The sequence below is a fragment of the Marinobacter salinisoli genome (assembly GCF_017301335.1).
GTDB lineage: Bacteria > Pseudomonadota > Gammaproteobacteria > Pseudomonadales > Oleiphilaceae > Marinobacter > Marinobacter salinisoli.
On sequence record NZ_CP071247.1, the window covers coordinates 127,947 to 152,963 of the forward strand.

Sequence of the window (25,017 nt, forward strand, 5' to 3'; positions counted from 1 at the left end):
TGGGCCTCCCTTAAAAGCCGAAGTCCATTTTCGACTCGAACATACCAATGGGGATTTCGACACCACAGCTCGAAAGCTTTTCATGAAAATGCGGAATCACACCAGTGGCGCCATACTCCCCCAACACATTGCCCTGCTCATCCCTGCCCTTTCTCTTAAAAGCGAAGATTTCCGAAAGCGTAATAACCTCTCCCTCCATGCCACATATTTCTGAAATGCTGACAACGCGCCTTCGACCGTCTTCGTGCCGCTGCAGCTGGACCACCAGGTCAATCGCCGAAGCAATTTGAGTACGAATATTTTTCACCGGGATATCCATACCCGTCATACACACCATATTCTCAAGTCGGCTGAGTGCATCGCGGGGGGTGTTGGCATGCAACGTGGTAAGGGAACCTTCATGACCGGTATTCATGGCGGTGAGCATGTCGAGCGCTTCCGCACCCCGAACTTCCCCAACAACCACCCGGTTCGGGCGCATCCGCAAACAGTTTTTTACCAGATCCCTGGCATTGATTTCCCCTCTACCTTCAATATTCGGTGGACGGGTTTCAAGGCGAACCACATGGGGCTGCTGAAGCTGCAATTCGGCAGAGTCTTCTACCGTAATTATTCGCTCATCAGAGGGAATGTAGCCAGACAGGATATTAAGAAGCGTGGTCTTCCCGCTGCCGGTGCCACCGGAAACCAGAACATTCAACTTCCCAACCACAGCCGCATGAAGTAACTGGCCCATCGCATCAGACATGGAGCCTCTTTCAATCAATTGCTCCGCTTTCAGTTTGTCTACGGTAAACCGGCGAATGGATAGCGCAGGCCCGTCTAAGGCCAGAGGACCAATAATTGCGTTGACCCGGGACCCATCCTTCAAGCGGGCATCCACCATGGGGCTGGATTCATCGACACGCCGCCCGACGCTGGACACGATTTTGTCGATAATGCCGAGTAAATGCTGATTATCATTGAACCGGAGCGGGAGCCGCTGAAGTCGGCCAAATCGCTCGACGTACACATTGTCGAAGCCGTTGACCAGAATATCTGAAATGCTATCGTCCGCCAGCAAAGCCTCCAGAGGGCCAAGCCCAAGCAACTCGTCATTGATTTGCTTGATGATTTTCTCACGGGCAACACGATTAACCGGACGGGGATCGGCATCCAGTAACTGGTGACATGTCTTGGTGATCTGGTCCCTGGCACTGGACTCTTCCACATCGGATAATCGGGAAACATCCAACAAAGGCATGAGTTTTTCGAATAATTCGAGCTTGACCGCCTGCTCCTGATCGGTAAGCACGTGTCTTGCATAGTCACTACCGGCATTTTCCATTGTTCCCATCAGACTCCCTCCTGCAAATACTTCCCTGTCCCGTTTTCCAACTCAGATCGCGCGTTAAGTAACGGAAAGGCTCAACCGAACCACCGACGCCAAAAAGATTTTTGGGGCTGCTGGTCTTTCCCGAACTGTGCCTGCTGGGCGATTTCCTTAATTTGCTTGGTAATCCGCTTGTTGGGGGCAATCACAGACAGGGTTTTCCCTTGCTCCATAGCCAGACTGGCCAGTTTGTAGTCATTCCGTACCGTTACGATCTGATCCGTCCCGAGCGCCTTCTCGATCTCCTCCAACTTCAGACTGTTGGGATTCTTGAGGTATCGGTTCACGACGACCTGCATTCGCTCTTTCGGAATGTCCAGCTCACGCACTGCGTAGCGAATCAGATTGGCAGCGTCTCGCAGACAAACCACGTTGTCCTGCACGACGATGAAAATATTATCCGCCTGCTGCAGGACAGGTAGTGACCAGTGCTCTGCCCCGCGGGAGAGATCAAAGACAACGGACTCAAAGGAAGTACGCAATTTGAAAAGTAAGGTTGGAAGCTGAGAGAAGTCGAAATGATTCGGCCGCAGCATCCCAAACGGCGCTGCTGGCAGGAGCGTAATACCGGAAAACTTGCTCATCAGCCCTTTGATTGCCGAATCATCCAGTGAGGAGGCCTCGCGTAGGGCATCCTGAAAATGATACTCGGGAGTTCCTTTAAGCATTGCTGACTGACTGGCATTCAGGTGGTCGCCGTCTGCCAGCGCCGCCTTACCACCGGTCATCAGGGATAACTGGTCTGCCAGCGACATGCTTAAAAAGCTCGCCCCCGAGCCGCCCTTGGCATTAATGACCACATTCAGCGGCGCCAGCTTCACTTCCGTCACGAGATGGTCAGCAATGCTGTAAATGGCCTGAATCAGGTCATCCAGATCTTCCGGCTTGCCTGATACGAAATCGATTACGCCCGCTCGCAACGCGCTTCGGGTGAGCTCCGGTGTGACATTATTGCCGATCACAATACAGTTCTTTACCTGTGGTGCCAGCTCTTGCACAAGGTGCAAGGCATGAGCCGAATCGTCAGGCATATGCAGAAGAACTGTCTGATGATCTTGAAGCTGTGCCGGATTCAGGTGTTTAAATCCAGCATGGGTCACGGTGAGGTTTGGAATCGACTCAAGCTCTCCGGCCTTCTCCCGCGCTGCTTCCGGCTGTATTGCAATAACAAGGACAGAAACGGGGAGTGCCAGAGGAACCCGGGTTTTGATTTCACTAGTTGCCTGACTTTGCAGAGGCTGTACGATCAGGTCATTCACTGTTCTCTCCTTGTAACTGCTCATTCACACACCGTTGTGCCAAATCGGGTCGCACCGAGGCTCTCTCTTGGCAGTGTTGTGGTAAAACTTGGAGCATTCAGGTTGATAAAAAAACCCGGAATAATCAGTTGATGCTGGTAGTTCTCAACACTCGCAGAGACAAGATCAATCTGCATTGCCGTGTTCGCAACTGCCCCATTCTCTGCAAGGTAGCGTATATTCAGGTTGTTCAGGGTGAGGTCAGTCACGAGCTCATCCATGCCATCAAGTGCAAGTGTTTTCAGACCATCAGGCGCCTCGGGCACAGCTTCCAGATCAGGCAGACAGACCACCGCCAAACGCGCCGCTCGCCGGGAAATTTCTTCCAGAGTGTTATAGGTAAACATTAAGCGCCCCGTCTCAAATGCTGCGAAGATCATCAAAAAAACGACCGACGCCACGATCGCAAACTCGACCGCGTACACTCCGCACTGCTTTTTGAGGGCCTTGTTTTTTTTCATAGCACCCTCATGGCGATGTTGACATCCATATTCCATGACAAGGATATCGGGTTACCGTAGAAGGCCGGTATTGAATTTCCGAAGATAGGCGTCCAATCATAATTGACCTGCACGGTAACTTGCTCTGAGACTGGATCCACGCCAATTTGAACATCGTTCTCATTCAGTCCAGGTAAAATTGACTCGGCACCATCAGCTGGCTGGGCAGTCGAACCATAAACAATCAATCGAGTGGCGGCAGATCGAACCGCATCGGTCACAACCACATCCCCAAGACTGCCCGGTCGCGCCACATTAATGAGGTATCGAGACGCGTTACGTGCGGCACCGTACAACTCATGATACTGATAGAACGCCCGCCCCAACTCCGCAAAGGCAAAGAACAGCAAGAACAGCAACGGCAAAACCAGAGTCGCTTCGATCGCGGCCAAACCACGTTGACGCCTCATGGAATGTTGAATAGTCGCCGTCATGAGTCATTACTTCCCGGGTCACGATACAAAACGATCGTATAGGGCCCATTCTGATCAACCGCATCAACGACTGCCGGGCCAGTGCCACTGCAATCCTCAATAAACTCTCCAATCACAAAAGCTTCATTTCCTTTCTGGATGACCTCCTGCATCAGGAAAAAACAGGCCATACCTTCGAACGCAAGGTTGTTCTGTCCGTTAGCTTCGCCATCACACTGCCCAACCAGTATCGTAAATTCCCGCCGAGCACTATTTCCGTCCTCCCTCCACGATTGCGCCGGATTATGGGGACAGGAATATCCCTCTCCACTTAGACTACTCGAATAGGCATCTGCGTAATCCGCATAGCGGTACAGGGAAGGAGAATTGGTGTTATCAACGAGCGCACCACTCTCCTCGTAGACCACTTGTCCATCGACAACATCAAGCGGTGCGCCCACACACACATCTTTGTCCGGTGGATGATCCGTCGGATTAACGGTGCCATTGGCATAGCGACCCAGACGGGTATTCATACCCGTTGCAACGGGGCCCACAGTATTTCCCGGCTCGGTTTCAATATCTTCGTTGACCGTTCCCGGTCCGAAACAGGTTTCCGCCCCTACTGCCGCGCCCGCCATGGCATTTCGGATATCCGCCCCGCCAGTTAAGCCCGGAAGCCTGGCCAGCTGAAAATTCCCATCCCCGATTGCACTATCTGTGTTGCTGCTGATCTTCATCTGCATAATGGTGTTATTGGGATATCCGGAAGGGGTACTGGGGTCCCCTCCCTGGCACACCACCATCGGCAAAAGGTTATTGGAGCAGCTGAGCAGGGGCGTACTGGGACCGGCCACTGCGGAAGCGCGAACGGGAAGCTCATTAAAACCCGCAATACCTGCGAGAAAGGCAGGTTGCCCAATATTTCGCAAACGCACCCGGACATAGTCAGCCGCCAGGTCGCCGGTTGAAATGAAAGGGTCTGGCTGGAGGGAAAACTCCACCGTGAGTTGATCAGTAACATCGGGCCCATCAAACGTCGCCCCAGCCAGATCAATCTCATCTCTTAACGCCTCGTAGTCGTCGGAGGCGAGTACGTTAGTCAACATCGTCACGACTTCCCGACGTACCGCAGCGTGATCGGCTCCCAGGTCACGCTCCTTCGCCGCATGGAGCGCCGTCGCATCAACGGCATTCTGTAGCCGAGCCTTGTTAAGAAATAAATACCCACCGTCCAGCGTCAGCGCACCTACAGCTAAAATCGCCGCCAGAGAAACCGTCACCAGAATAGCAACGGCACCACGCTGTCTTTTGGTGTCAGGATAACGATGGCATTGTTCGACGATCATCCTTTCTCCCTTTCCCTGGAGTAGAGACCCTAATACGGCGTGATCGGACGCTTTCTAGTCTTCACCAATCGCCAGCGTTTTCCCACGAGCAGATGCTGGCGGATACGTGGATTTTTCATAGTTCGTTATGACTCGGGAGGTGACGTTTCCGTTCAACGTGTGAACTTTTCCCGCATTCCGGTACTCCGCTCCGGGGTCCAGAATTTGGCGCTGCTTCACCTCAGCAATCGTGCCCCCCAGTTCAACTCTCTCCAGAACATTGTTACTGCTGCAGGCGGTTAGAAAGACAGCGATACAAGACAACAAAATAGGCTTGTTCATTTAAGTTCCTCCTGAGCGCAGATTACAGCGCATGTCCGTATTTATTGCCTGTACCAGCCATTTCAGCCGCTCGCATGCCGGGTTGCACCGCCGAGGATGATGCCCCACCAGTGCTACGCTGCCCCGAATCTCCCTCAGTTTCGCGTTTAAACATTCGGCCGAGCAGATAAAACTCCAGATCAGTGGGCGGCACAAAGCCATCCGTCGGCAACTGCAAGCCTTCGCGGGTAATCGGCTGGGCCAGTCGAGGAGTAACAAGAATAACCAGCTCGGTTTCCCCATTCAGGTATTCCTCACTGCGGAACAACTGTCCAAGAATGGGCACATCGCCCAATCCAGGTAATTGATTAACAGACTCACGAACGCGATTGCTGAGCAAGCCGGCAATAGCAATAGTCTGCCCGTCAGCAAGCTCAACCGTAGTCCGAGCGCTTCGCTTCACAATTGACGGAGTAATAATGGTTGCAGTTGTACCCGTGGGCGCGATCCCTACCGCATTCGCATTACTCAGCTCACTGACCAGCACATCGAGGTTCAGATTAATATTTCCATCCCCAAGAATTGTGGGAACGAATGACACACCAACACCGAATTCCTTGTAAGAAATCTTTATTCCGTCATCATCCGGCACCGGCACGGGGAACTCGCCACCGGACAAAAAGTCAGCCTGTTGACCACTCAAGGCTGTAATGTTGGGCTCGGCCAGAACGCGAGCAAGCCCCTGTTCCTTGGCTGCATCGATAGCAAAATCGTAGAGAAAACTGTTGGTCACGTATGAGCCGAAGATTCCGAATTCACTAATCAGGCCATCCCCACCAATAAGCCCTCCCAGGAAGTTGCCGTCCTGGCCGACCAAGGAAAAGTCACTGTTGAGCCTGTGGGCAAGCTCCCGCTGAACCTCAGCCACGGTGACTTCCAGCATCACCTGCTGGCCACCGCCTACAGACATCATATTGAGAACTTCGCTGTTAGCGTCTTCTCCACCGGCTGCGAGTGCATAACCATCAGCAAGGCGCTTTGCTGCTTCCATTCGCTCCGGGCTGGATACCTGACCTGACAGAACCAGATGCCCCTGGGAACTGAGCACACTGATGTTTTCGTCCGGCAGGAAGCGATAAAGTTTGTCTTTCAGTCCATTCAGATCGTGGGTGACTTCTATATCGATAGAATCAACCAGGCGATCGTTTTTATCCCAAACCAGGATGTTAGTGCTTCCCAATCTCTTTCCCACAACGTAAAGCTCAGAGCGTTCGGTCACCAGAATGTCTGCGATATCCGGATTACCCACAGACACACGGGCAGGTGTACTTTGAATCGGAATGGTTCGGGACTTGTAGATGGGAATAAGGTTGACCGATACTCCCAGGCCTGACCCACCCCCGGCCCAGACGGCGGCGCAGAGCAGGTTTGCAACCATAACCATCACAGCCGCCTGAAATAATCGAGCAGGCTGATTCTTTGCACTTCTCCACAATGACTTATCCATAGCTACTTCTTCCTAAAGTTTGGTGCACATCCTCAGTCCACAGTGACGGTTTGCATCGAAACACCACGAATCACTTCAATCTTTCGTTTCTCGTAACTGGGCGCCAGCCGGCGAGGCTCCACAGCCGCAACCACAGGTTCCGGTTTTGCCTCAGCCAACTCTACCGCGCTCTTGTCGTTGGGATTCCGCAGAGCGAGCTGAATACTGCCCCGACTTCTGGCGTTCATCAGCACCTCGGCCTGTTCCAGGGAAACTTCCAGAGTGACAGCCCTCACCAAAATTGGCTTGTTGGCATCGGTTCCGGTCACCTGATCGACGGCTAGCACCTTTAGATTACTGAGAACGACATCCGTAGATGCGTTCTCACGGGAGCTCCGAGTCATCAACACATCGACCCGATTACCCGGAAGAAGAAAACCGGCAACCCCCACAACATCGTCAACCCGGATGGTGACCGCACGCATGTTGGATTCGATCAGACTGGCCAGAACACTTCCTTCCCCCTTTTCCGCCAACTTTTCGGGGCGAACGAAATCCCCTTCCAGCATCGGGTGCCTGGCCACTTTACCCACAACCGCCTCCATGCTCTGACTCACATTCTTCGGCGCCATAGACCGGGGAAAGCTGCGTACAGAGAGATGCTTCTGCTCCAGAACCGTTCCCGCCGACACAGACACAGACATGGCAATGGCCTGCACTTCATCCACTTTGACGTCTTTCGGCCGATTATTATCAAGCCAGTTCTTGGCCATGAATACGGCTATGCCCGCAAACAGCACCGACAATACGGTGAAGCCTAGTGATCGAGAATTCATAATGATCCGCCCTCCTCATTGAATGTGGCCACAGCAGCTGGAAACGGACAGCGACTGGCTTCCACGAAATAGATATTCCAGGCTCGCTCGAGCAGCTCTGGTTCGATAATGCTGGATAGTCCGTTAAACCGAATTTGATCTGACACGATGGAAAGCAGGTCCCGAGGATGAGACGGAAGCATGTCTAACTGATTCGTGGGGTAACACTGCTGAACCAACCACCGGCCAAGATGATGTTTGTCATTGAGGCCCATAACACGGCATTGCTGCTGCCAGATTGCAACAAACGCTTCATCATCTATTGCCTTGAATTCAATCTTGTAACCCAGGCGCCGAAGGAAGGCGGGATCAAAGATGTCCTGGGGACTGAGGTTGGTGGAAAACAAGAGGTTCTGCTCGAAGGGCACTTCAAAATGCGCCCCACTGGGTAACGACAGAAAATCACGAGCCTCTTCTAAAGGCACAATCCACCGATTAAACACCTCCTTGGCACTGATTTTCTGTCGGCCAAGATCGTCAATCAAAAGCACGCCGTTATTGGCCAGAAGGCCAATGGGCGCCTTGTGAAGCCTTGCTTTTGGGTCATGACTGATGTCGAGCATAGAGAGCTCAAGCTCCCCACCCACGACCACCAGGGGGCGATGGCAGCGATACCAACGGGGATCACTGACTTGCGCAAAAAGATCGTCGTCTCGAAAAGTGCTATCAATTCTCTGGTGTATCTGAGGATCAAAAATCTGCACGATTTCCCCACCCATCTCTACGGCATGGGGAATCATAACCTCGTCACCGAAGAGACGATTCAGCTGGCGACAGATAAAGCTCTTTCCCGTGCCAGCGGCACCATAGATCAACACCGCGCGCCGGGAATTTATGGCAGGACCGATCTGATCAATTAAATCGGGCTGCACCACCGTGGTATCAAAGACTTCCAGCAGGCGTTGACGGCCGACAGCCTGACGCCGACTGGATTGCTGGATACAAATGCGACGGTATTCCTCGAGAGGAACAGGCGCCTTGCCAACATATCCGCTCAGCTCAAGGGCCTGACGCGCCTGTTGCCGGCCCGCAGCACTGAGCGCCACCCGCATTTGACCCTGCTCGCTGTTACGATTTTCAACCAGGCTGTTGGCTTTGGCCTCTGCGACCAGCTCCGCAATTACGTTGCCGCTGAGCCCCATCAACTCGGCCAGCAATTTGATGGAGGCCACTTCGCGCTTTAACAGGTGCTTGAGCAAAAGGCCCCGAAGCAACGGGCCGGGCAGACCGGTTTCGAAAACACTATGAGGCGTAGGAAGGGACACCGCAGGCGGGGCGCCAACTGGCTCAGTAACCTTCGATTCTTCTAGCTGAATTGACTTCAACGGCAAGCTCCTTCCAGTTGGAGCAATAAAACCTAGTCAAAAATACACACCATTAATTTGGAGCAAACTTCTGACTTCCCTTGTGCATCGGGCCTGCTTACCCGATCTGTAATGCATAAAACAGCCATCCTAGGGCCAGCGCCGGCGCGTAGGGCACCCTCACGCCTGCGATTTCAGAACTCTCGGGCGCAATGTAGGTGCGAAAAGCCACCATCATCCTGTAACGTTTGAGAGTGACCAACAGGGGCTGCCACCCCATTCGAAGAGTTGCGATCAAAGGCGAGGTAACAGCCCCGAAAGCAATCCCGAGCGCGGAAATCATCAGTGCCTGGACAGGATCGTAAAAACTGCACACAGCCATCATCAACTTAACATCGCCCCCGCCTACCCACCTGAAGCGGAAAAGTGTGCCAAATATAAACAAAGCACAGAGTGAGCCCCCCAGACCGCTTAGCATTCCAGAAATACCCGACGAGTAACTCTGGAATACCAAACCCATCAAAAGACCTACAACAGACAGAGCATTCGGAATTTTTTCCCGAAAAATATCGCTCGTCACAGCGAGCAAAAAAATCACCAAAACTACCTTGAAAGAAATTGAATCCACGCCGCCTCCCAACTAAAAACGTCCAGCCCCGGAATTCCTGGGCTGGAGTTTCGCCAAAGACTTAGCTTACAGCGTCAGCAAGCGTGTTGATTCTAGCCGTCGCATTGGTTCCTAGGAGTTGGAAGGCACCGACCATGCCACCGACAACCAAACCACCAGCGATCGCGTACTCAACCGCACTCAAGCCGTCCTCGTCCTTCCACAGAGCCTTCAGAAATTCTTTCATTTTTTGGTCCCTCAAAATTTAAGCTAGATACTAAATGCTCGAATTCAGGCTCGAGCCACATCCCTGAGTACCACTGACGCCAAACGCCAACCTCAATTTAAACCTAGGGCATGTATCTTTTTGTTACAATCTAAAACAAACCCAAATTGTGACACAGATCACAATCCACCTAAGATGCTTTCCCGTATATGTCGTTTGCCACCAGCACGCTTCCCGAGGTGTCTACCCAAACTGGCATATACACAAAATGGACGGAAACATCGCTTTCAAGGGCCTCGTGCCAATCAGGGCGTTTTTGAAAGGAAAGCCCCCGGTATCTCCCAGGTTTTTTAAATATCGCATCGACTAGGGACCCAGCATCGGCCACCCTGACACACCCATGGCTGAGTGCCCGCCGGGATTCACCAAAAAGTTGCTTCTGCGGCGTATCGTGTAAGTAAATGGCCTGAGTCTGTTGCAGATTGAAACGAACCCTTCCCAAGGGGTTGTTGTTACCGGGTATCTGTCTGAGCACGTAACGGCCAAGGATCCGGGTATCTTCATGCTGCCAGAAGTCTTCCCAGCCCAGAGGCGAAGTAACGTTACTGGCGTCCCGCGGAAACAGTTCGAACCCGCGCTTCTTGAGAGCAAAAGGGTCTTTTTGCAGTAAGGGCAACAACTCTGTCTTCAGTATGCTGACCGGTGGGGTCCAACTGGGATTGAAAGTCACGCTTCCGAAACGGCTGTTGAGCCTTGGTGTCGGGCTGTCGGGCTTCCCGACGATGACGGGCATAACCAACTCAACCCGCCCCGCCTCGATAAATAGCAACTCGAAATGCGGAATGTTCACCAACACAGTTCGATCAGGCATACGTTTTGGCAACTGCAGCCACTGTCTGAGACTGTAACGCATGGCTGGGAGCGGATTACCTCTGAATTTCAGGTGGCGAAGGGTGTGCTCATCCAGGTGACCGCTGACGTCGAGATTGTGCTGTCTCTGGTAATCTTTCAAGAGAAGCACCAGGGACGGATCCCAGACCGTTCGCTCTTGCATTCCCGGTGGCAAGGCATGGTCGAGAATATTTGCCAAGTAGGTTCGAAAGACCGCCACCTCTGGGTGTGACTGCCCGAGGCTTAACCCGGTCAGCAATCCGAACTCCGGCAGTGGCACTGTCTGACGGCGCATCTCGGCGGAGATCGCCTTCCGAAGGCGAGAAAAACCGGCGTATTCCGGTGTGAGTTCGTTAACCAGTTCGGGTAGGCGATGCTGCTTTATCGCCCTGGACAATATCTCGCCTGGCGACGGCCCATTTCGTTCGGACCGCAATTCGGCCCTCAGCGCCAACACCTTTTTGGTCGCTGCGTTTATTTCTTCTTCCGATGGCGTTTCGATGTCAGCGGAAAGAAATCCCCAATCTTGCAGCAAGGATACCCACTCCGGGGTCAGGTCGGTGAGTTCGGGGGAAAGCCATCCATACTGGTGAATAAAGGTGGAACTGGACTGATCCGGCAACTGTATGGCGCTGGCCTTTGCCGCAAAGAGCAACACTGCCAACAGCAGCCCTGCCGTGTTTCCGAATCTACCCATTATAGCTTCCATCCCTGGCGCTCAAGTGCCCGCTTAACAGGCCTCATTTGCTATCAGGTTAGTCAGAAAAACTGTCAGCGTTGACGATCAACCTCTCAAATTTTGTTTCTCTCCTCGGTACACCACGGGTCAAGCCCCTGCTGATATGCGTATACGCCGGTTCTCTGGCCAGAACCGGGTTCGCCCTTCAGGCTTCAGAAGGCCTGAACGCAATAACCCCCGGAAAGCCGGGGGTTATTGGTGGGCATGGCCCTGTCTGGCAGGGCCTGTGTCAGGCGTTCAACTTAAGCCAGAACTTCTGTGGATTCCGCCGCGGTCTTGTTATACACCGCTTCGTCCAGCTCGTTCTCGCTCTTGCCAACCAGTACCGACACCATCATGTCGCCACACACGTTAACGGTTGTCCGCGCCATGTCCAGGATACGGTCGATACCGGCAACAATGGCCAGGCCTTCCATGGGCAGGCCGACAGTGGTCAGAACCAGTGACAGCATGATCAGGCCCGCGCCCGGAACACCGGCAGTACCAACAGACGCCAGAGTGGATGTGGCGATGATCAGCAGGTAGTCGGAGAAGGCCAGATCAACCCCGAACGCCTGGGCGATAAACAGTGCACACACGCCCTGGTACAGCGCCGTGCCATCCATGTTGATGGTCGCACCCAGCGGCAGAACGAAGCTCGAAATCCCCTTGGACACGCCCAGATCCTCACGGGCCGCCTTGATGGTGGCCGGCAGTGTGCCGGAGCTGCTGGTGGTGGTAAACGCGACCGCTGCCGGATTGACCAGGCCTTTCAGGTACTGAATCGGGTTCAGGCGGCCAACGGTGCTGATCAGCATCGAGTAAACCAAAACCACGAGCACCAGCGCACCGAGGTAAACCGCGCCAACCACTTTGATCAGCGGCATCAGAATGTCCATGCCGTACTTGCCGGCCACCCAGGCCATCAGGCCGAACACACCGTAGGGTGCCAGCTTCATAACCAGCTCGGTCAGCTTGTACATGCCTTCGGCGAGGCTCTCGAACACCTGGATGGCAGGCTCAGCCTTCTCACCCACGAGGTTCAGGGAAATACCCAGGCCCAGCGCAAACACGATGATCTGCAGAATGTTGCCGGCAGCCAGTGCGTCCACCGGATTCTTCGGAATCATGTTCAGCAGAGTCTGGATAAGTGACGGTGCCTCTTTGGCGGCAGGCGCGACAGCATCCACCGCCATATTAACCCCGGCACCCGGCGCCACGATGGCACCCAGACCCAGGCCAATACTGATGGCTACCGCTGTGGTTCCAAGGTACAGGGCGACGGATTTGAGCCCAATCCGGCCCATCTTGCGGGTGTCTTTCATGGAGGTGACACCGACGATCAGGGAGCAGAACACCAGCGGCACAATCAGCATTTTGATGGCGTTGATGAACAGGGTTCCGATGGGCTTCAGAATTTCCGCGTCCGGGCCCATGACGGCGCCGACAATACAGCCCAGAACCATCCCGATCAGGATTTTTTTCCAGAGCGCCATGTCGCTCCAGAAGCCAGCGCTTGCCTGTGTATGCATGGTCTGTTCCATTACAATTACCTTTATTACTTATGAAAAAAACAGTGCCCGTTGCCGGGTACAGAAATTCAGGTTTGAAAAGTCTTAACGGCGCCGACGCTGAGGGCGGATCATGTAAGCCGGACTCAACACTTCCGCCAGATCCTCCTCGCTCATCAGCCCTTCCTCTCTCACCAGTTCGATAACACCGCGCCCGGTTTCCAGCGCCGCCTTGGCGATTCGGGTTGTGTTTTCGTACCCGATGTAGGGGTTAACTGCGGTGATGATTCCGATGCTCTGATCCACCAGTTCCTGACAGCGCTCAACATTCGCGGTGATTCCCCGCACGCATCGGTTTTTGAGCATATCCATGGCCTGAGTCAGCATTCGGATCGACTCAAGCACGTTGTAAGCGATCAGCGGCTCCATGGCGTTGAGCTGAAGCTGGCCTGCCTCGGCGGCCATGGTCACGGCCAGGTCGTTGCCAATCACCTGGTAAGCCACCTGGTTTACCGCCTCCGGAATCACCGGATTAATCTTGCCCGGCATGATCGAGCTGCCCGGCTGCTGCGCCGGCAGATTGATTTCGTTCAGGCCGCAACGGGGCCCCATGCTCAGCAGGCGAAGGTCGTTGGATATTTTCGAGAGCTTCACCGCCAGGCGTTTGAGCATGCCGGAGAACAAGACAAAGGCGCCCATGTCCGAGCTGGCTTCCACCAGGTCAGAGGCGCGCTTGAACTCGAAGCCGCTGAGTTCGGACAGGTAGTTCACCGCCAGCCGGGCGTATTCCGGGTCGGTATTGATGCCGGTGCCAATGGCGGTACCGCCGAGATTGACCTCTTTGAGCAGTTCGGTCAGGCCGGCGATCCGGTCGATGTCTTCGGTCAGAGTGCTGGCAAACGACTGGAACTCCTGTCCCAGCGTCATCGGCACAGCGTCCTGCAACTGGGTCCGGCCCATCTTGATGATGTCGGCAAACTCCACGCCCTTGGCCGCGAAGGCATCGCGCAGTGAAGCCAGGGCCTTGACCAGATCGGCGTGCTTGAGAATCACCGACAACCGGACGGCGGTGGGATAGACGTCGTTGGTGGACTGAGACATGTTGACGTCGTTGTTCGGGTGCAGGTGCTGGTAGGCGCCCTTGCTGTGCCCCAGCATCTCAAGGCCAACGTTCGCAATTACCTCGTTGGCATTCATGTTGGTGGACGTACCGGCGCCCCCCTGAATCATGTCGACCACGAATTGGTCGTGATGCTGTCCATCCAAAAGTTTGCGCACAGCACCTTCAATGGCGGCAGCCCGGGCGTTATCCAAAAAACCCAGTTCATTGTTCGCCCTCGCGCAGGCGAGCTTGACCAGAGCCAGCGCATTCACCAACTGAGGAAAATGGCTCAGGGGAATCCCACTGAGATCAAAGTTCTTGCAGGCTCGCTGGGTCTGAATGCCGTAGTAGGCATCGGCCGGCACCCAGTCTTCTCCCAACAGATCTTTCTCGAGCCGGCTGTCCAGCTGCTGATGCAATGTGGCTACGGTCGCCATGTATTTCATCCTCAAGGTTTCAGGTCCGGCCCGATGTGCAGTCGAGACCGGAAGTGGCGGATGAATTTGCAAGCGAGATGCCAACTCCTTAAAAACACCCCAACCATCTGTTTTAACTGATTTATTCAGTAAAGGCCAAGGCGACCACAGGCATCATCAGGGGTATAACCAAAGGAATGAGACACAGGGAAGACTTCATGAAAAACACAAAAAGAAGCGTAAAATCATGCTCCTACGCAACCACCATGCACTTGGTTATAACCCTGCTTTGGTTATAGGGGTTTCCCGCTACGGCACAGGGCGCAGGTACTGGCAGGTAGTGGAAGAGTGGAACAGGCAGAAAGCGTGATTGTGCGGGGTTGAGCGCGGCAGGGTTACGACGAGCCGTCCCCTGCCTTTTTTTTCAGTCTCTTGCTCAGGGCGGGCTGGGAAATACCGAGCAGGCTGGAGGCAATCGACTGATTGCCCTGGGATCTCCGCATGGCTTCATCCACCAGCATATCGGCGGCTTCCTGCAGGGTGGGGAGCGGCCGGTCAGGACTGAACACGGGCGCGCTGGGTTCACGGGTTAGCTCCCCGCCGAGGGACTTCTGATCGAGGGCGCGCCGAAAACTGTCCATCGACAGTACGCCGGCCCGGTGCTGACTCATGGCGTCATAGGCCAGTGCCCGCAGTTCCCGGACATTACCCGGGAAACGGTAGTTGGCCAGCAGTACCGCCAGCTCTTTCGGCACCGTGGGCTTGCTTTTGTCCAACTCCGCACCGGCTTCGGCGAGGAAGTGATCCAGTAACAGCGGGATGTCGCCCTGTCTCCGACGCAGCGGCGGGATCTCAACCTGGTGGATTCTCAGGCGGTAATAGAGGTCTTTGCGGAACTCGCCGGATACCTGTTTCTGTTCCAGGTCATGATGGGTGGCAACGACAACGCGGGCACGGCTGCGCTTGGGCTTGTCACTGCCCAAGGGGTAATACTCTCCCTCCTGCAGCAACCTGAGCAGCTTGACCTGGGAGGCCAGGCTCAGATCGCCGATCTCATCCAGAAACAGGGTGCCATCGCCGGCCTGCTCCACCATGCCCTCACGGGCCTGGTCGGCTCCGGTAAACGCACCGCGGCTATGGCCAAACAGGGTGTCTGCAAACACATTGTCATCCAGCCCGGCCACGTTGACACACACCAGTTTGCCGGGCCGGTTACTGAGGGCATGAAGGGCACCCGCGATCAGCTCCTTACCCACGCCGCTCTCGCCGGACACCAGCACCGGCTGGCCGCTGGGCGCTACCGACTCCAGATACTGGAAGACCGAACGCATGCCCTTGTCCTGGGTAATAATGCGGGCAAAGACGTCGGGCCGTTCAAGGGTATCGGTCAGGAACTTGCGGCGCATTGCCTGATTTTCCAGGCGCATTTCCTGCATTGCCACCGCTCGGCGCACCCCTTCAATCAGGCGGTCTTCTTCGGTGGTCTTCACAAAGTAATCGAACGCACCCAGGCGGATACACCGCACGGCGGTTTCCACCTGGTTCAGACCGCTGATGATAATCACGCCAACATCAGGGTGTTCTTCGGTGATCTGCTGCAACAGCTCTTCCCCAGACAGGTGCGGCATGGTCAGGTCAAGCAACACCAATCCGATCGGCTCGCGGGCGATGATGCCCAGTGCTTCGCGGCTGTCTTCGCACCGATACAGATGGTTGTAACCCGCACGCCGCTCCAGGGCCATACTGAGGCTGCGCAGGAAAGGTGCTTCGTCATCCACCATAAGGATGCCGAATCCGGGATTGCGGGTGGCCACCATACTGGAAGCGCTCATGGGGTTACCGGTAGCGACATAATGACACGGGTTCCTTTGCCCAGTTCCGATTCATAAACCAACTGACCACCATGGTCTTCCAGGATGTTCGCCGATATCGACAGCCCCAATCCGGTCCCGCCCTGATCCCGTTTGGTGGTATAGAAGGGGTCGAAAATAGCGCACAGGTTGTCCGGATCAATCCCTTTCCCCTGATCGACGACTTCCAGGCGGAGTTCCCGCGTCTTGGGCAGGAAGCGGGTGATAACGGTAATTTCCTGTTCCGGTGACTCCAGCGCCTGGCAGGCATTGACGATCAGGTTTACCACCACCTGTTCGATCCGCTGTGTGTTACCGCGCACCGCGGGCAACCCATCCCCGTAATCCACCCGAAAATGCTCCGTCGACCGACGAATGGTGTTGTCCAGCAGGCGAACTGCAGTGGCAACCACCTCGTTAAGATCGACCGATTCGTCCAGGCTCGCGGTTCCCTGGCGGGCAAAGTCCCTCAAGTCATCGACAATTCTTCGAATACGCTGGGTCCCCGCCAACATATCATCCAGCATCAGGGGGATTTCCTCCCGCATCCGGCTGTACGCCAGCCCGCCTATGGAGAAGTCCCCGTGAGCCTGGTAATGCTGTTCCAGAATCTCATCCACGTCATCAAACGTTTCTTTCAACACCGGCAGATTCAGCAGCAAGAGACTGCAGGGATTGTTGATCTCGTGCGCCACCCCGGACACCAGCACCCCCAGCGATGTCATCTTGTCAGCCTGAATCAACCGTTGCTGCTGCAACTCCAGTTCGGCAGCGCGGCGCGCCACCTCCCTCTTCAACATCCGGTTCCAGACAATGCTGCCTCCCAGAACCAGCATGAGCAGGGCCGACAGCACACCAGCGGCAAGGCCAATCCTTTTCCAGTCTGGCCCCGGCTGTTCAAGCGGCCCCAGCCACTCATCATAGATCGCCTGCTGTCGGCCGGTGTTTTCAAGAATCGCCAGCCCTTCACTGAACTGGGCCAGCAGTGCTCGCTCCCCTTTCGGAACCGCGTAACCGTATTCCAGCGCACCGAAGGGTTTGCCCGCCGCATACAGGTTAGAGAGTTCGAGTTCACGCTCCAGGTACAGCCCGGGGAGATTGGCTACCAGAGCATAATCGTGCTGACCTGAGGCGAGCAAACGCAGGGCGTCGGCATGGGTTTCGACCGACACAGCCCGGGCCTCCGGCACATTCTGCGCGAGGTAATCCTGCATAACGCCGCCAGCCTGCACAATCACCGACTTACCCGCCAGCTCAGACAGGTCCGTTATCCGGTCATCGCCCTTGCGGGCAAAGACTGACTGCGTAATCACCGCGTGCGGGGGAGAGAAGTCGTACTGCTCCATCCGAGTGTCCGAGCGCCCGATACCTTGCAGGACATCGATGTCACCGGCCTCCAAGCGCCGGCGCATTTCTTCCCAGGGGCCAAGGCGTATTTCCACCTCAATCCCCATGACTTCAGCGATGGCCCGGGTCAGCTCGGTGTTGTAGCCATCCGGCTGGCCCTGGTCGTTGATGAATTCGTACGGGGGATAATTATGGTCGCCCCCAACCACAATCGTTCTGCTGCCGGAGGATTGCTGGGCCTGGCTGGCACTGGCCAGAACCAGCAACAGCAGGCCCAACAGGTGGCCGGCGGAGGCTTTCACTTGCGCCCCATCGCCACAAGCATGCGTTCCACCGCCTCCAGATGCTCGGGCTCGTTATGACTCATCCCCTGGAAACAGGCACACACGTCCAGAAAATCTTTCAGCTCCATGCGCTGCGCCATGGTCATCAAACGCTTGGTGAGGCGGGTGGCCTTCGGTGGCTGCCGGGCGATCTGGCTTGCCAGCCTGAGCGCCTCGGGCAGCAAATCCTCGGCCGGAACTACCTCCATGACGATGCCCAGCTGTTTGGCTTCTGCAGCCTGCACGATACGGCCGCTGAAGGTCAGCTCGGCAGCCCGCTGATAGCCAATCAAACGCTGAAGGAACCAGGCGCCGCCATCACCCGGGATAATGCCGAGGTTGAGGAAGGTCTCGCCGAACGCCGCGCTGTCAGAAGCGATGCGGATATCGGCCATATTCGCCAGATCAAAACCTGCCCCGATGGCCGGGCCATTGACTGCAGCAATAACCGGCACCTCTACGGCTTGCATGGCCAGAGGAATACGTTGTATGCCTTTGCGATAGCGCTCGGCACACTCCGCTACATCGCCCGCGAAGTCACCGCCCCGTTCCGCCATATCGCGAATGTTGCCTCCGGCGCTGAACGCAGACCCCGCCCCGGTGATCACCAGCACCGAAACATCCTCGCAACCGTTCACCCATTCGGCAACGTCAACCAGATCATCGATCAGGTGGGTCCCGGTCAGGGCATTACGCACATCGTGACGATCCAGAGTCAGCAGCGCCACGCGCTCGTTCAGAGTGAGCTGCGCGTCGGTCAGCTGAGGCAACTTGGTCATGGTTCAGGCTCCCTTTTGCAGATGTTGGAACTCGAGGCCTACGCCAGGCTTTCCAATGCGAAATGTCATGATGGTAACAGAGCCGTGGGCCGGATTCCGTCGCTAGCGCAGCATGCATTCTCGGCTGATGTTCTGGCTCAGCTCCCGGCGCTGGCGCCTCAGTGTGTTGCCCTTCTTGCTTGAGTAGCCGGCCCGGAGCTGGGACTGGATTCGGGCCAGGCGCGTTCGGTAGCCGTCGCACCTGCGCTGACGCTCGCCGCGGTGGTCGGCGAACTCCGGACTGCCGGCCGGGGTCGACCTTGACGGTGCCGCCAGCAGCTCCCGCACCTGTTCCCGGATGCCGCTGACGCGCCGTTGCTGGCCGAGATTGTCAGACATCGATACCGTCGAGGGCCGACGTATCCTGACCTGTTGATGCGATGCCTGTTCGGGCGGCCGGTCAGAAAAATGCGCCACACCCTCGCTGTCTTTCCATGTGTATACCTCCCCGTGAGCCTGCGCGCAGCAAACGCCGACAAGCACGAGGGGCGCCAGAATCCTTGGCATAACCATCCACTCCCTGTGGGTTCATTCAGTGCCACGGCAGTATAACGGACCCAGACAGCAACGCGGAGATGCCCCGTTGTATTTGAGCCATTGAATATTTAGGACTACCTTTTAAGAGTTAATTGGCATTGTGCCAAGGATCACACCGTGGCCTGTTCAGCGGGACGTTGAATGCCCGGCCATACGGGCTACATCGAGTGGCGGTAGGTTTCAGTAGTCAAACGAAAGATAGGGACAGTCGATGAACGAAAAAATATGGAGTGTGAGTGGTGCGTTATTGGTTTCCGTTGCCTTGTCAGCCTGTGGAGGCGGCGGCGGCGGAGGCTCCGGCAGTGGTGGTGGCGGCACTGGTGGAAGCGGAGGATCAGGTACCCCGGAACTGGTGGACGGGGAGCTGAGATTCGAGAATGAAACCGACAACTTCAAGAACTACCAGAACCCCGATGCGGATGCCCGCCAGGATGCCTGCGATCGCAGCGATTATTACCTTGAATCGGACAATTTCATGGTTTACGTCGACACAGGCCAGACGTACTCGAAAGACGATTTGAGAACAGCCGCGACCAAAGCCCAGAACGCGATGGATGCCATCCTGCCCCGGTTTGGCATGACCTGGTCGGATTTCTACGCCATGAAGCGGATCATCAGTTTCAGTGACATTGACCAGTTCGCGATTGAAGCCAGTCAGCTTGGCTTGCCCACCAGTGAACTTGCCCAGTATTTCCCGGGCATTCCCGATGGGACCGAAACGGAGCAGCAAGCGTTTATTTACAACGCACTGGTCGACGAGGAAACGCCCGCTAACGTTCGCACCACAATAGACACGTTCATTGCAGACAATTCCAGTGAAACGTCGCCCCTGACGGCGATCACACCGATTCACGATAAGATCCAGATCTGCGCGACGACCAGCGACCGGATCGCGAGATCCTCCACCAGTGGCCTCAAGATTGCGCCGTCCTACTCCGACGAGAACTACCGGCACGAATCAACACACCTGATCATTAACCAGGTCTCGAAGTTCCCTGCATTCTGGGCCTTAGAAGGCCAGACCCACCTGATTCTGGAGGGCGGGCCTGCCTCCGTAGAGGATGTAGCCAGTATCCGTAACAGCATCATCGGTACCGATGAGTCCGAACCCGGCCGAGAAAATATCAACCGATTCAAAGAGGCTTACCTGGCGCTTTCCGCACGAACCAATAACGATATTGGCAAGGTGATGGATTGGCACCGGGATTCCATGAAAATCAAGGCCGAGTGGTTAACGACTAATGACGGAACCAGCATTATCATCAGTGACGACGAGCGAATAGCAGGGGTAAAGGAAGCTTTCGGCATCGTGATGGGATTCGGCTACGACGAGTTCTTCGATGACCTGAGCAACCCGTAAGCTGCAGGAAAAGAAAAAGGCCGGTGGTTTACCTCCGGCCTTTTTAGTTGCGAGTCTGCGTTAGCGTTCGGTTAACCAATCCCTTGTCAAACTCGCCTGATCCGATAAACCTCAGACCGACATCACTGATCCAGCAGTTCTATCCAATGCTGAACCGGCACCTTGGCCTTGGTTTCCAGATGCATCTGGCAGCCAACGTTGGCGGTGACGATGCGATCCGGATTGTCCACGGTCAGGGCTTCCAGTTTGTTGCTCAGTAATTGCTGACTCATTTCGGGCTGAAGTACCGAGTAGGTTCCGGCCGATCCGCAGCACAGGTGTTTGTCTTTGGTCTGGGCCAGATCAACGCCGGCCTTGGCCAGCACCTGCTCTACCACACCGTTCTGCTTCATGGCGTGCTGCAAGGTGCACGGGCAGTGGAACGCCACCTTGCCCGGGCTCTGGCGGATCTTGAGTTTGTCCAGATCCTGCTGCAGCAGGAACGCGCCGATATCGGTGCACAGCTCACTGACTTTCCTGGCCTTGTCTTTGTAGGCCGGATCATCTTTGAGCAGGTGGCCGTAATCCTGAACCATGGCACCGCAGCCAGAGGCAGTCATGATGATGGCCTCGGCCCCGGCTTCGATGGCTGGCCACCAGGCATCAATGTTCTGGCGCATGCGCGCCAGGCCCAGCTCGTGCTCGGACAGATGGTAATTCACCGCCCCGCAACAACCGGCCTCCGGCGCCTCCACCATGGTGATACCAAGCTTGTCGAGCACCCTTGCCGCCGCTGCGTTGGTGTTGGGCGTGGCAGCGGGTTGGGCGCAGCCAGCCAGCGCCAGCACCTTGCGGTCATGACTGGCCGCCGGCCAGGGACTGGCCTCTTTTTTGGGGGGCACTTTGGTGCGCAGTTTGCTCGGCAGAACCGGACTGAAGAACTGCCCGAGCCTGAGCAGGACCCCAAACAGTTTCGGGTTCGGAATAACCCGGCCCAGGGCCCAGCGCATCCACTTGTCCCCGGCCGAACGCGGCAGCTCCTTTTCCATCAGGCCGCGGCTGATATCCACCAGCCGGCCATACTGAACCCCTGACGGACAGGTGGTTTCACAGCTTCGACAGGTCAGGCAGCGGTCCAGGTGCTCCCGGGTTTTCTCGGTGACCTCCTGCCCTTCCAGGAACATCTTCATGAGGTAGATTCGACCCCGGGGGCCATCACGCTCGTCGTTCAGCTCCTGATACGTCGGGCAGGTCGCGGTGCAGAATCCGCAGTGCACACAGGCGCGCAGGATGGACTCAGCCTCCTGTCCTTCGGGAGTATTGGCGAATTGTTGAACGAGATTAGTTTGCATCTTACTCCTGCTCTTACAGCCAGCTATATAGACGTCCGGGATTGAAGATATTGTCCGGATCGAACGCGTTTTTTACCCGGCGCTGAATGCCCTTCAGGGCCTCCGGCTGGTGGTGCATCACCTCACCGGAACGGTCACCGCCCCGGAACAGGCTCACCTGTCCGCCGGCCGCGCGCGCCAGGGGCTCAAGATCTCCCTGTTCGGCCTGCCCACGATACCAGCGCTGGGCACCGGCCCAATCCAGCAACCATGGCCCGTCCAGTTTCGGATTGGCGGCCGTTGAACCGACCGAGAAACGCCAGAGGGGCTGGTCATCGCCCGCGAAGAAGTCATGCCGCAGATCCTGAATCTGCTGCCACAGGGCATCGCCCTGCTCCAGAACCTCGCCAGACCACTTTTCAGCGGTGGCCTCTACGGCCGAACGGGCGCCAGACAGGCGCAGGTACACTTTGCCGTCCACCCAGCAAGCACCGGTGATCGGTTTGGGTTCTGCCGAGCGCCGATTCATGTATTCAACGGCCTCATCGATGTCCATGTCCTGAACGAGGGTCATGGCGGCGGCAGGTTTGGGCATCACCTTCAGGCTGATTTCAGTCATCACGCCCAGGGTGCCCATGGCGCCGGCCTGAAGCCGGGAAACATCGTAACCGGCCACGTTTTTCATCACCTGGCCACCGAAACGCAGGTGCTCGCCTTTGCCGTTAAGCAACCTGACTCCCAGCACCTGGTCACGCACCGAACCGGCCCAGGGTCGCGCCGGACCCGAAAGGTTCGTGGCGAAGGTGCCGCCGATGGTGGACGCCTCACCCAGATGGGGAGGCTCGAAATGGAGCGCCTGCCCTTCCTCGGCCAGAGCGGCTTCAATCTCCCGCAGGGTGGTGCCGGCCCGCACGGTCAGTACCAGCTCCACGGGATGGTACTCGACGATGCCGGTGTGCTCGCCCACGTTGAGCGTTCCTGCATCCGGGTCGGACTCGCGTCCCATAAAGGCCTTGGTATGGCCACCGACGATGTTGAGCTTTTGCCCGCTGTCCCGGGCCTTGAGAACCTGTTCTTGCAACTGTTTGGAAATATCAGCCATGGGCGGCTTCCGTTTGTTCGTGCTTGTGTTGTTTGTGTTCGAGAGACCGGTATTCCTGGCAGAACCTGAGGGCAGGCACGCCCTTACCCGGGTTCAGAATACCGGCGGGGTCGAAGGCAGCTTTTACGTCATGGAACTGCTGCAGTTCCTCGTCGTTGAACTGAACGGCCATCTGGCGGATTTTCTCCACACCAACACCGTGTTCACCGGTAATGCAACCGCCCACTTCCACACAGAGATTCAGGATGCTGCTGCCAAACGCCTCGGTACGTTCGAATTCGCCGGGCACGTTGGCATCGAACAGAATCAGCGGGTGCAGGTTGCCGTCACCGGCATGGAAAACATTGGCAACCCGGAGCCCGAACTCCTCGGACATTTCTTCCATCTTGGTCAGCACATTGGCCAGTTCACGGCGCGGTATGGTGCCATCCATGCAGTAGTAGTCAGGTGATATCCGGCCGACCGCGGGGAAGGCGGACTTACGCCCTTTCCAGAGCAGCGCCCGCTCCTCTTCGCTTTGGGAGGTGCGCACCGAGGTTGCACCGAACTTGCGAAACACCTCTTCGGCCTCGGCGATGTGCTCATCCACCTCTTCTTCGGTGCCATCCACTTCGCACAGCAACAGCGCCTTTGCCTCGCGCGGGTACCCGGCCTTGGCAAAATCATCAGCAGCAACAATGGCATGCCCGTCCATCATCTCCAGACCACCGGGAATGATGCCGTGGGAAATCACGCCGCCTACCGCGTCGCCGCCGTTCTGCACGCTGTCGAAACCGGCCATCACCACCCGGGCCACCTCCGGTTTCGGCAGCAGTTTGACCTTCACTTCGGTGACCACGCCCAGCAAGCCTTCGGAGCCGGTCACCAGCGCCAGCAAGTCCATCCCACAGGCATCCAGGCCATCACTGCCAAGGGTGACGATGTCGCCCTCAGCGGTCACCATCTCAACGCTCAGCAGGTTGTGCACGGTCAGCCCATATTTCAGGCAGTGCACGCCACCGGAGTTCTCTGCCACATTGCCACCAATGGTGCAGGCAATCTGGGACGAAGGATCGGGGCCGTAATACAACCCGAACTGGGCGGCTTCTTCACTGATGGCAAGGTTACGCACGCCCGGCTGAAGCCGTGCGGTTCGGGCCAGTGGGTCGATTTCCATGATGCGGTTGAACTTCGCCAGCGACAGCACCACCCCCTCTTTGTGGGGCATGGCTCCGGCGCTGAGACCAGTGCCGGCACCGCGGGCCACCACTGGCACCTGGTGTTCGTTACAAATGCGCATCACCCGCTGCACCTGCTCCACCGTTTCCGGCAGCACCACCAGCAACGGCATCTCGCAGTACATCGACATGCCATCACATTCGTAGGGCTTCTTGGTTTCTTCATCGGTGATGACGTAGCGCGGGTCAATAAACGACCGGAACTGCTCCGCCAGCTCGGATTTGCTGACTGTCGGCTTGGTAGTCATAACACTCTCGGGGATTGTGTTGCGTTGAATAATGCCGGGGGACGTCACCGGGGCGCCCGGGCGTCAGCCACGGGCACCCCGGTATGACAGGCATCAGGCGCGTTTGGTTTCAAAGTGGTCAATGCCGGCCTGGGCACAGTCCATGTCCTGCTGGGGCGTACCCGAGCTGATGCCGATGCCGCCAACCACTTCGCCACCAACGGCCACCGGTAGTCCACCGCCGACCGAACTGATGCGGCCGCCCACTTCGGTATGAATCCCGAACGCAAGACTGCCCGGCACATTGACCTTGTTGTAGTCGTGCGTCGCTTTTCTGGCCGCAGCGGCGGTGAATGCCTTGTCCTGGGCGATGGTAATGCTGGTCACCTTGCCGCCGTCCATCCGCTCGAAAGCGATCAGGTTGCCGGACTCGTCGACCACCGCAATACACATGGGCACGCCAATTTCCCTGGCCTTGTTAGCTGCGCCCTCAATCAGGATCCGGGCGTCGTCCAGATCCAACCGTTTAACCGTCAACATAGTCAAATACTCCTCTTA

The 25,017-nt window shown here is 56.4% G+C and carries 23 protein-coding genes; 1 reads left to right on the plus strand and 22 read right to left on the minus strand.

The genetic code is table 11. The annotated features are described in order from the left end of the window. Positions 1–10: 10 nt before the first annotated feature. The 18 genes from LPB19_RS00630 to LPB19_RS00715 all read right to left on the minus strand — a co-directional run bounded on the left by LPB19_RS00630 (position 11) and on the right by LPB19_RS00715 (position 19,213). The gene (locus LPB19_RS00630; RefSeq protein ID WP_407943935.1) at positions 11–1,336 is read right to left on the minus strand and encodes a CpaF family protein; all 1,326 of its coding nucleotides are present in this window, start codon (positions 1,334–1,336) and stop codon (positions 11–13) included. Positions 1,337–1,407: 71 nt separating this feature from the next. Continuing rightward, the gene (locus tag LPB19_RS00635) at positions 1,408–2,631 is read right to left on the minus strand and encodes an AAA family ATPase (RefSeq protein ID WP_206644171.1); all 1,224 of its coding nucleotides are present in this window, start codon (positions 2,629–2,631) and stop codon (positions 1,408–1,410) included. A gap of 20 nt (positions 2,632–2,651) precedes the next feature. Continuing rightward, entirely contained in the window at positions 2,652–3,131 is a 480-nt protein-coding gene (locus LPB19_RS00640) for a TadE/TadG family type IV pilus assembly protein (RefSeq protein WP_206644172.1), read from the minus strand. Then, positions 3,128–3,604 (minus strand): TadE/TadG family type IV pilus assembly protein, encoded by a 477-nt coding sequence (locus tag LPB19_RS00645; RefSeq protein ID WP_206644173.1) that lies wholly within the window; start codon positions 3,602–3,604, stop codon positions 3,128–3,130. Before LPB19_RS00645 ends, LPB19_RS00640 begins: the two co-directional genes overlap by 4 nt. Beyond that, positions 3,601–4,932: a Tad domain-containing protein gene (locus LPB19_RS00650; protein ID WP_206644174.1), complete on the minus strand. Its 1,332-nt coding sequence runs from the start codon at positions 4,930–4,932 to the stop codon at positions 3,601–3,603. The genes LPB19_RS00645 and LPB19_RS00650 overlap by 4 nt, the downstream gene beginning before the upstream one ends. A 54-nt stretch (positions 4,933–4,986) precedes the next feature. After that, positions 4,987–5,253 (minus strand): hypothetical protein, encoded by a 267-nt coding sequence (locus LPB19_RS00655; protein ID WP_206644175.1) that lies wholly within the window; start codon positions 5,251–5,253, stop codon positions 4,987–4,989. A 22-nt stretch (positions 5,254–5,275) separates the two neighbouring features. Next, positions 5,276–6,739, minus strand: coding sequence for a type II and III secretion system protein family protein (locus LPB19_RS00660; RefSeq protein WP_206644176.1), 1,464 nt, complete (start codon positions 6,737–6,739; stop codon positions 5,276–5,278). Positions 6,740–6,771: 32 nt separating this feature from the next. Beyond that, positions 6,772–7,554, minus strand: coding sequence for a Flp pilus assembly protein CpaB (gene cpaB, locus LPB19_RS00665; protein ID WP_206644177.1), 783 nt, complete (start codon positions 7,552–7,554; stop codon positions 6,772–6,774). Continuing rightward, positions 7,551–8,918, minus strand: coding sequence for an ATP-binding protein (locus tag LPB19_RS00670; RefSeq protein WP_206644178.1), 1,368 nt, complete (start codon positions 8,916–8,918; stop codon positions 7,551–7,553). The genes cpaB and LPB19_RS00670 overlap by 4 nt, the downstream gene beginning before the upstream one ends. A 97-nt stretch (positions 8,919–9,015) precedes the next feature. Further along, positions 9,016–9,525 carry an A24 family peptidase gene (locus LPB19_RS00675; RefSeq protein WP_206644179.1) on the minus strand — a complete coding sequence of 170 codons (510 nt, stop codon included), beginning with the start codon at positions 9,523–9,525 and terminating at the stop codon, positions 9,016–9,018. Between the two features lie 61 nt (positions 9,526–9,586). Then, entirely contained in the window at positions 9,587–9,751 is a 165-nt protein-coding gene (locus tag LPB19_RS00680) for a Flp family type IVb pilin (protein ID WP_206644180.1), read from the minus strand. Between the two features lie 169 nt (positions 9,752–9,920). Beyond that, complete coding sequence (locus tag LPB19_RS00685; RefSeq protein ID WP_206644181.1) at positions 9,921–11,330, minus strand: L,D-transpeptidase family protein; 1,410 nt, start codon at positions 11,328–11,330, stop codon at positions 9,921–9,923. A gap of 272 nt (positions 11,331–11,602) precedes the next feature. Further along, on the minus strand, positions 11,603–12,871 hold the full coding sequence (locus tag LPB19_RS00690) for a dicarboxylate/amino acid:cation symporter (RefSeq protein WP_228289159.1): 1,269 nt from the start codon (positions 12,869–12,871) through the stop codon (positions 11,603–11,605). Positions 12,872–12,955: 84 nt separating this feature from the next. Beyond that, complete coding sequence (locus tag LPB19_RS00695) at positions 12,956–14,389, minus strand: aspartate ammonia-lyase (protein ID WP_206644183.1); 1,434 nt, start codon at positions 14,387–14,389, stop codon at positions 12,956–12,958. Positions 14,390–14,763: 374 nt separating this feature from the next. Further along, positions 14,764–16,200, minus strand: coding sequence for a sigma-54-dependent transcriptional regulator (locus LPB19_RS00700; protein ID WP_228289160.1), 1,437 nt, complete (start codon positions 16,198–16,200; stop codon positions 14,764–14,766). Beyond that, on the minus strand, positions 16,197–17,867 hold the full coding sequence (locus LPB19_RS00705) for a transporter substrate-binding domain-containing protein (protein ID WP_206644184.1): 1,671 nt from the start codon (positions 17,865–17,867) through the stop codon (positions 16,197–16,199). Before LPB19_RS00705 ends, LPB19_RS00700 begins: the two co-directional genes overlap by 4 nt. Next, complete coding sequence (locus LPB19_RS00710) at positions 17,864–18,667, minus strand: enoyl-CoA hydratase-related protein (RefSeq protein ID WP_206644185.1); 804 nt, start codon at positions 18,665–18,667, stop codon at positions 17,864–17,866. Before LPB19_RS00710 ends, LPB19_RS00705 begins: the two co-directional genes overlap by 4 nt. Before the next feature lie 102 nt (positions 18,668–18,769). After that, complete coding sequence (locus LPB19_RS00715) at positions 18,770–19,213, minus strand: DUF4124 domain-containing protein (protein ID WP_206644186.1); 444 nt, start codon at positions 19,211–19,213, stop codon at positions 18,770–18,772. 241 nt (positions 19,214–19,454) lie between these two features. Between LPB19_RS00715 and LPB19_RS00720 the strand changes: the two genes are divergently transcribed. After that, the gene (locus tag LPB19_RS00720; RefSeq protein ID WP_206644187.1) at positions 19,455–20,603 is read left to right on the plus strand and encodes a hypothetical protein; all 1,149 of its coding nucleotides are present in this window, start codon (positions 19,455–19,457) and stop codon (positions 20,601–20,603) included. Between the two features lie 122 nt (positions 20,604–20,725). Here the strand turns inward: LPB19_RS00720 and glcF are convergent, their stop codons facing one another. The 4 genes from glcF to LPB19_RS00740 form a co-directional block, all read right to left on the minus strand. Then, complete coding sequence (gene glcF, locus LPB19_RS00725; protein WP_206644188.1) at positions 20,726–21,934, minus strand: glycolate oxidase subunit GlcF; 1,209 nt, start codon at positions 21,932–21,934, stop codon at positions 20,726–20,728. 13 nt (positions 21,935–21,947) lie between these two features. Continuing rightward, entirely contained in the window at positions 21,948–23,015 is a 1,068-nt protein-coding gene (glcE, locus tag LPB19_RS00730; protein ID WP_206644189.1) for a glycolate oxidase subunit GlcE, read from the minus strand. Continuing rightward, a complete protein-coding gene (locus LPB19_RS00735; protein WP_206644190.1) occupies positions 23,008–24,480 on the minus strand; it encodes an FAD-linked oxidase C-terminal domain-containing protein in 1,473 nt (490 codons plus the stop codon). Before LPB19_RS00735 ends, glcE begins: the two co-directional genes overlap by 8 nt. A gap of 93 nt (positions 24,481–24,573) precedes the next feature. Then, a complete protein-coding gene (locus LPB19_RS00740; RefSeq protein ID WP_206644191.1) occupies positions 24,574–24,999 on the minus strand; it encodes a GlcG/HbpS family heme-binding protein in 426 nt (141 codons plus the stop codon). Positions 25,000–25,017: the final 18 nt, after the last annotated feature.

Bases quoted from the DNA above. Each gene is read 5' to 3' on its own strand.
- LPB19_RS00630 (WP_407943935.1), bottom strand. From the start codon at position 1,336: ATGGGAACAATGGAAAATGCCGGTAGTGACTATGCAAGACACGTGCTT.
- LPB19_RS00640 (WP_206644172.1), bottom strand. From the start codon at position 3,131: ATGAAAAAAAACAAGGCCCTCAAAAAGCAGTGCGGAGTGTACGCGGTC.
- LPB19_RS00645 (WP_206644173.1), bottom strand. From the start codon at position 3,604: ATGACGGCGACTATTCAACATTCCATGAGGCGTCAACGTGGTTTGGCC.
- LPB19_RS00650 (WP_206644174.1), bottom strand. From the start codon at position 4,932: ATGATCGTCGAACAATGCCATCGTTATCCTGACACCAAAAGACAGCGT.
- LPB19_RS00655 (WP_206644175.1), bottom strand. From the start codon at position 5,253: ATGAACAAGCCTATTTTGTTGTCTTGTATCGCTGTCTTTCTAACCGCC.
- LPB19_RS00660 (WP_206644176.1), bottom strand. From the start codon at position 6,739: ATGGATAAGTCATTGTGGAGAAGTGCAAAGAATCAGCCTGCTCGATTA.
- cpaB (WP_206644177.1), bottom strand. From the start codon at position 7,554: ATGAATTCTCGATCACTAGGCTTCACCGTATTGTCGGTGCTGTTTGCG.
- LPB19_RS00680 (WP_206644180.1), bottom strand. From the start codon at position 9,751: ATGAAAGAATTTCTGAAGGCTCTGTGGAAGGACGAGGACGGCTTGAGT.
- LPB19_RS00685 (WP_206644181.1), bottom strand. From the start codon at position 11,330: ATGGAAGCTATAATGGGTAGATTCGGAAACACGGCAGGGCTGCTGTTG.
- LPB19_RS00690 (WP_228289159.1), bottom strand. From the start codon at position 12,871: ATGCATACACAGGCAAGCGCTGGCTTCTGGAGCGACATGGCGCTCTGG.
- LPB19_RS00695 (WP_206644183.1), bottom strand. From the start codon at position 14,389: ATGGCGACCGTAGCCACATTGCATCAGCAGCTGGACAGCCGGCTCGAG.
- LPB19_RS00700 (WP_228289160.1), bottom strand. From the start codon at position 16,200: ATGAGCGCTTCCAGTATGGTGGCCACCCGCAATCCCGGATTCGGCATC.
- LPB19_RS00710 (WP_206644185.1), bottom strand. From the start codon at position 18,667: ATGACCAAGTTGCCTCAGCTGACCGACGCGCAGCTCACTCTGAACGAG.
- LPB19_RS00715 (WP_206644186.1), bottom strand. From the start codon at position 19,213: ATGCCAAGGATTCTGGCGCCCCTCGTGCTTGTCGGCGTTTGCTGCGCG.
- LPB19_RS00720 (WP_206644187.1), top strand. From the start codon at position 19,455: ATGAACGAAAAAATATGGAGTGTGAGTGGTGCGTTATTGGTTTCCGTT.
- glcF (WP_206644188.1), bottom strand. From the start codon at position 21,934: ATGCAAACTAATCTCGTTCAACAATTCGCCAATACTCCCGAAGGACAG.
- glcE (WP_206644189.1), bottom strand. From the start codon at position 23,015: ATGGCTGATATTTCCAAACAGTTGCAAGAACAGGTTCTCAAGGCCCGG.
- LPB19_RS00735 (WP_206644190.1), bottom strand. From the start codon at position 24,480: ATGACTACCAAGCCGACAGTCAGCAAATCCGAGCTGGCGGAGCAGTTC.
- LPB19_RS00740 (WP_206644191.1), bottom strand. From the start codon at position 24,999: ATGTTGACGGTTAAACGGTTGGATCTGGACGACGCCCGGATCCTGATT.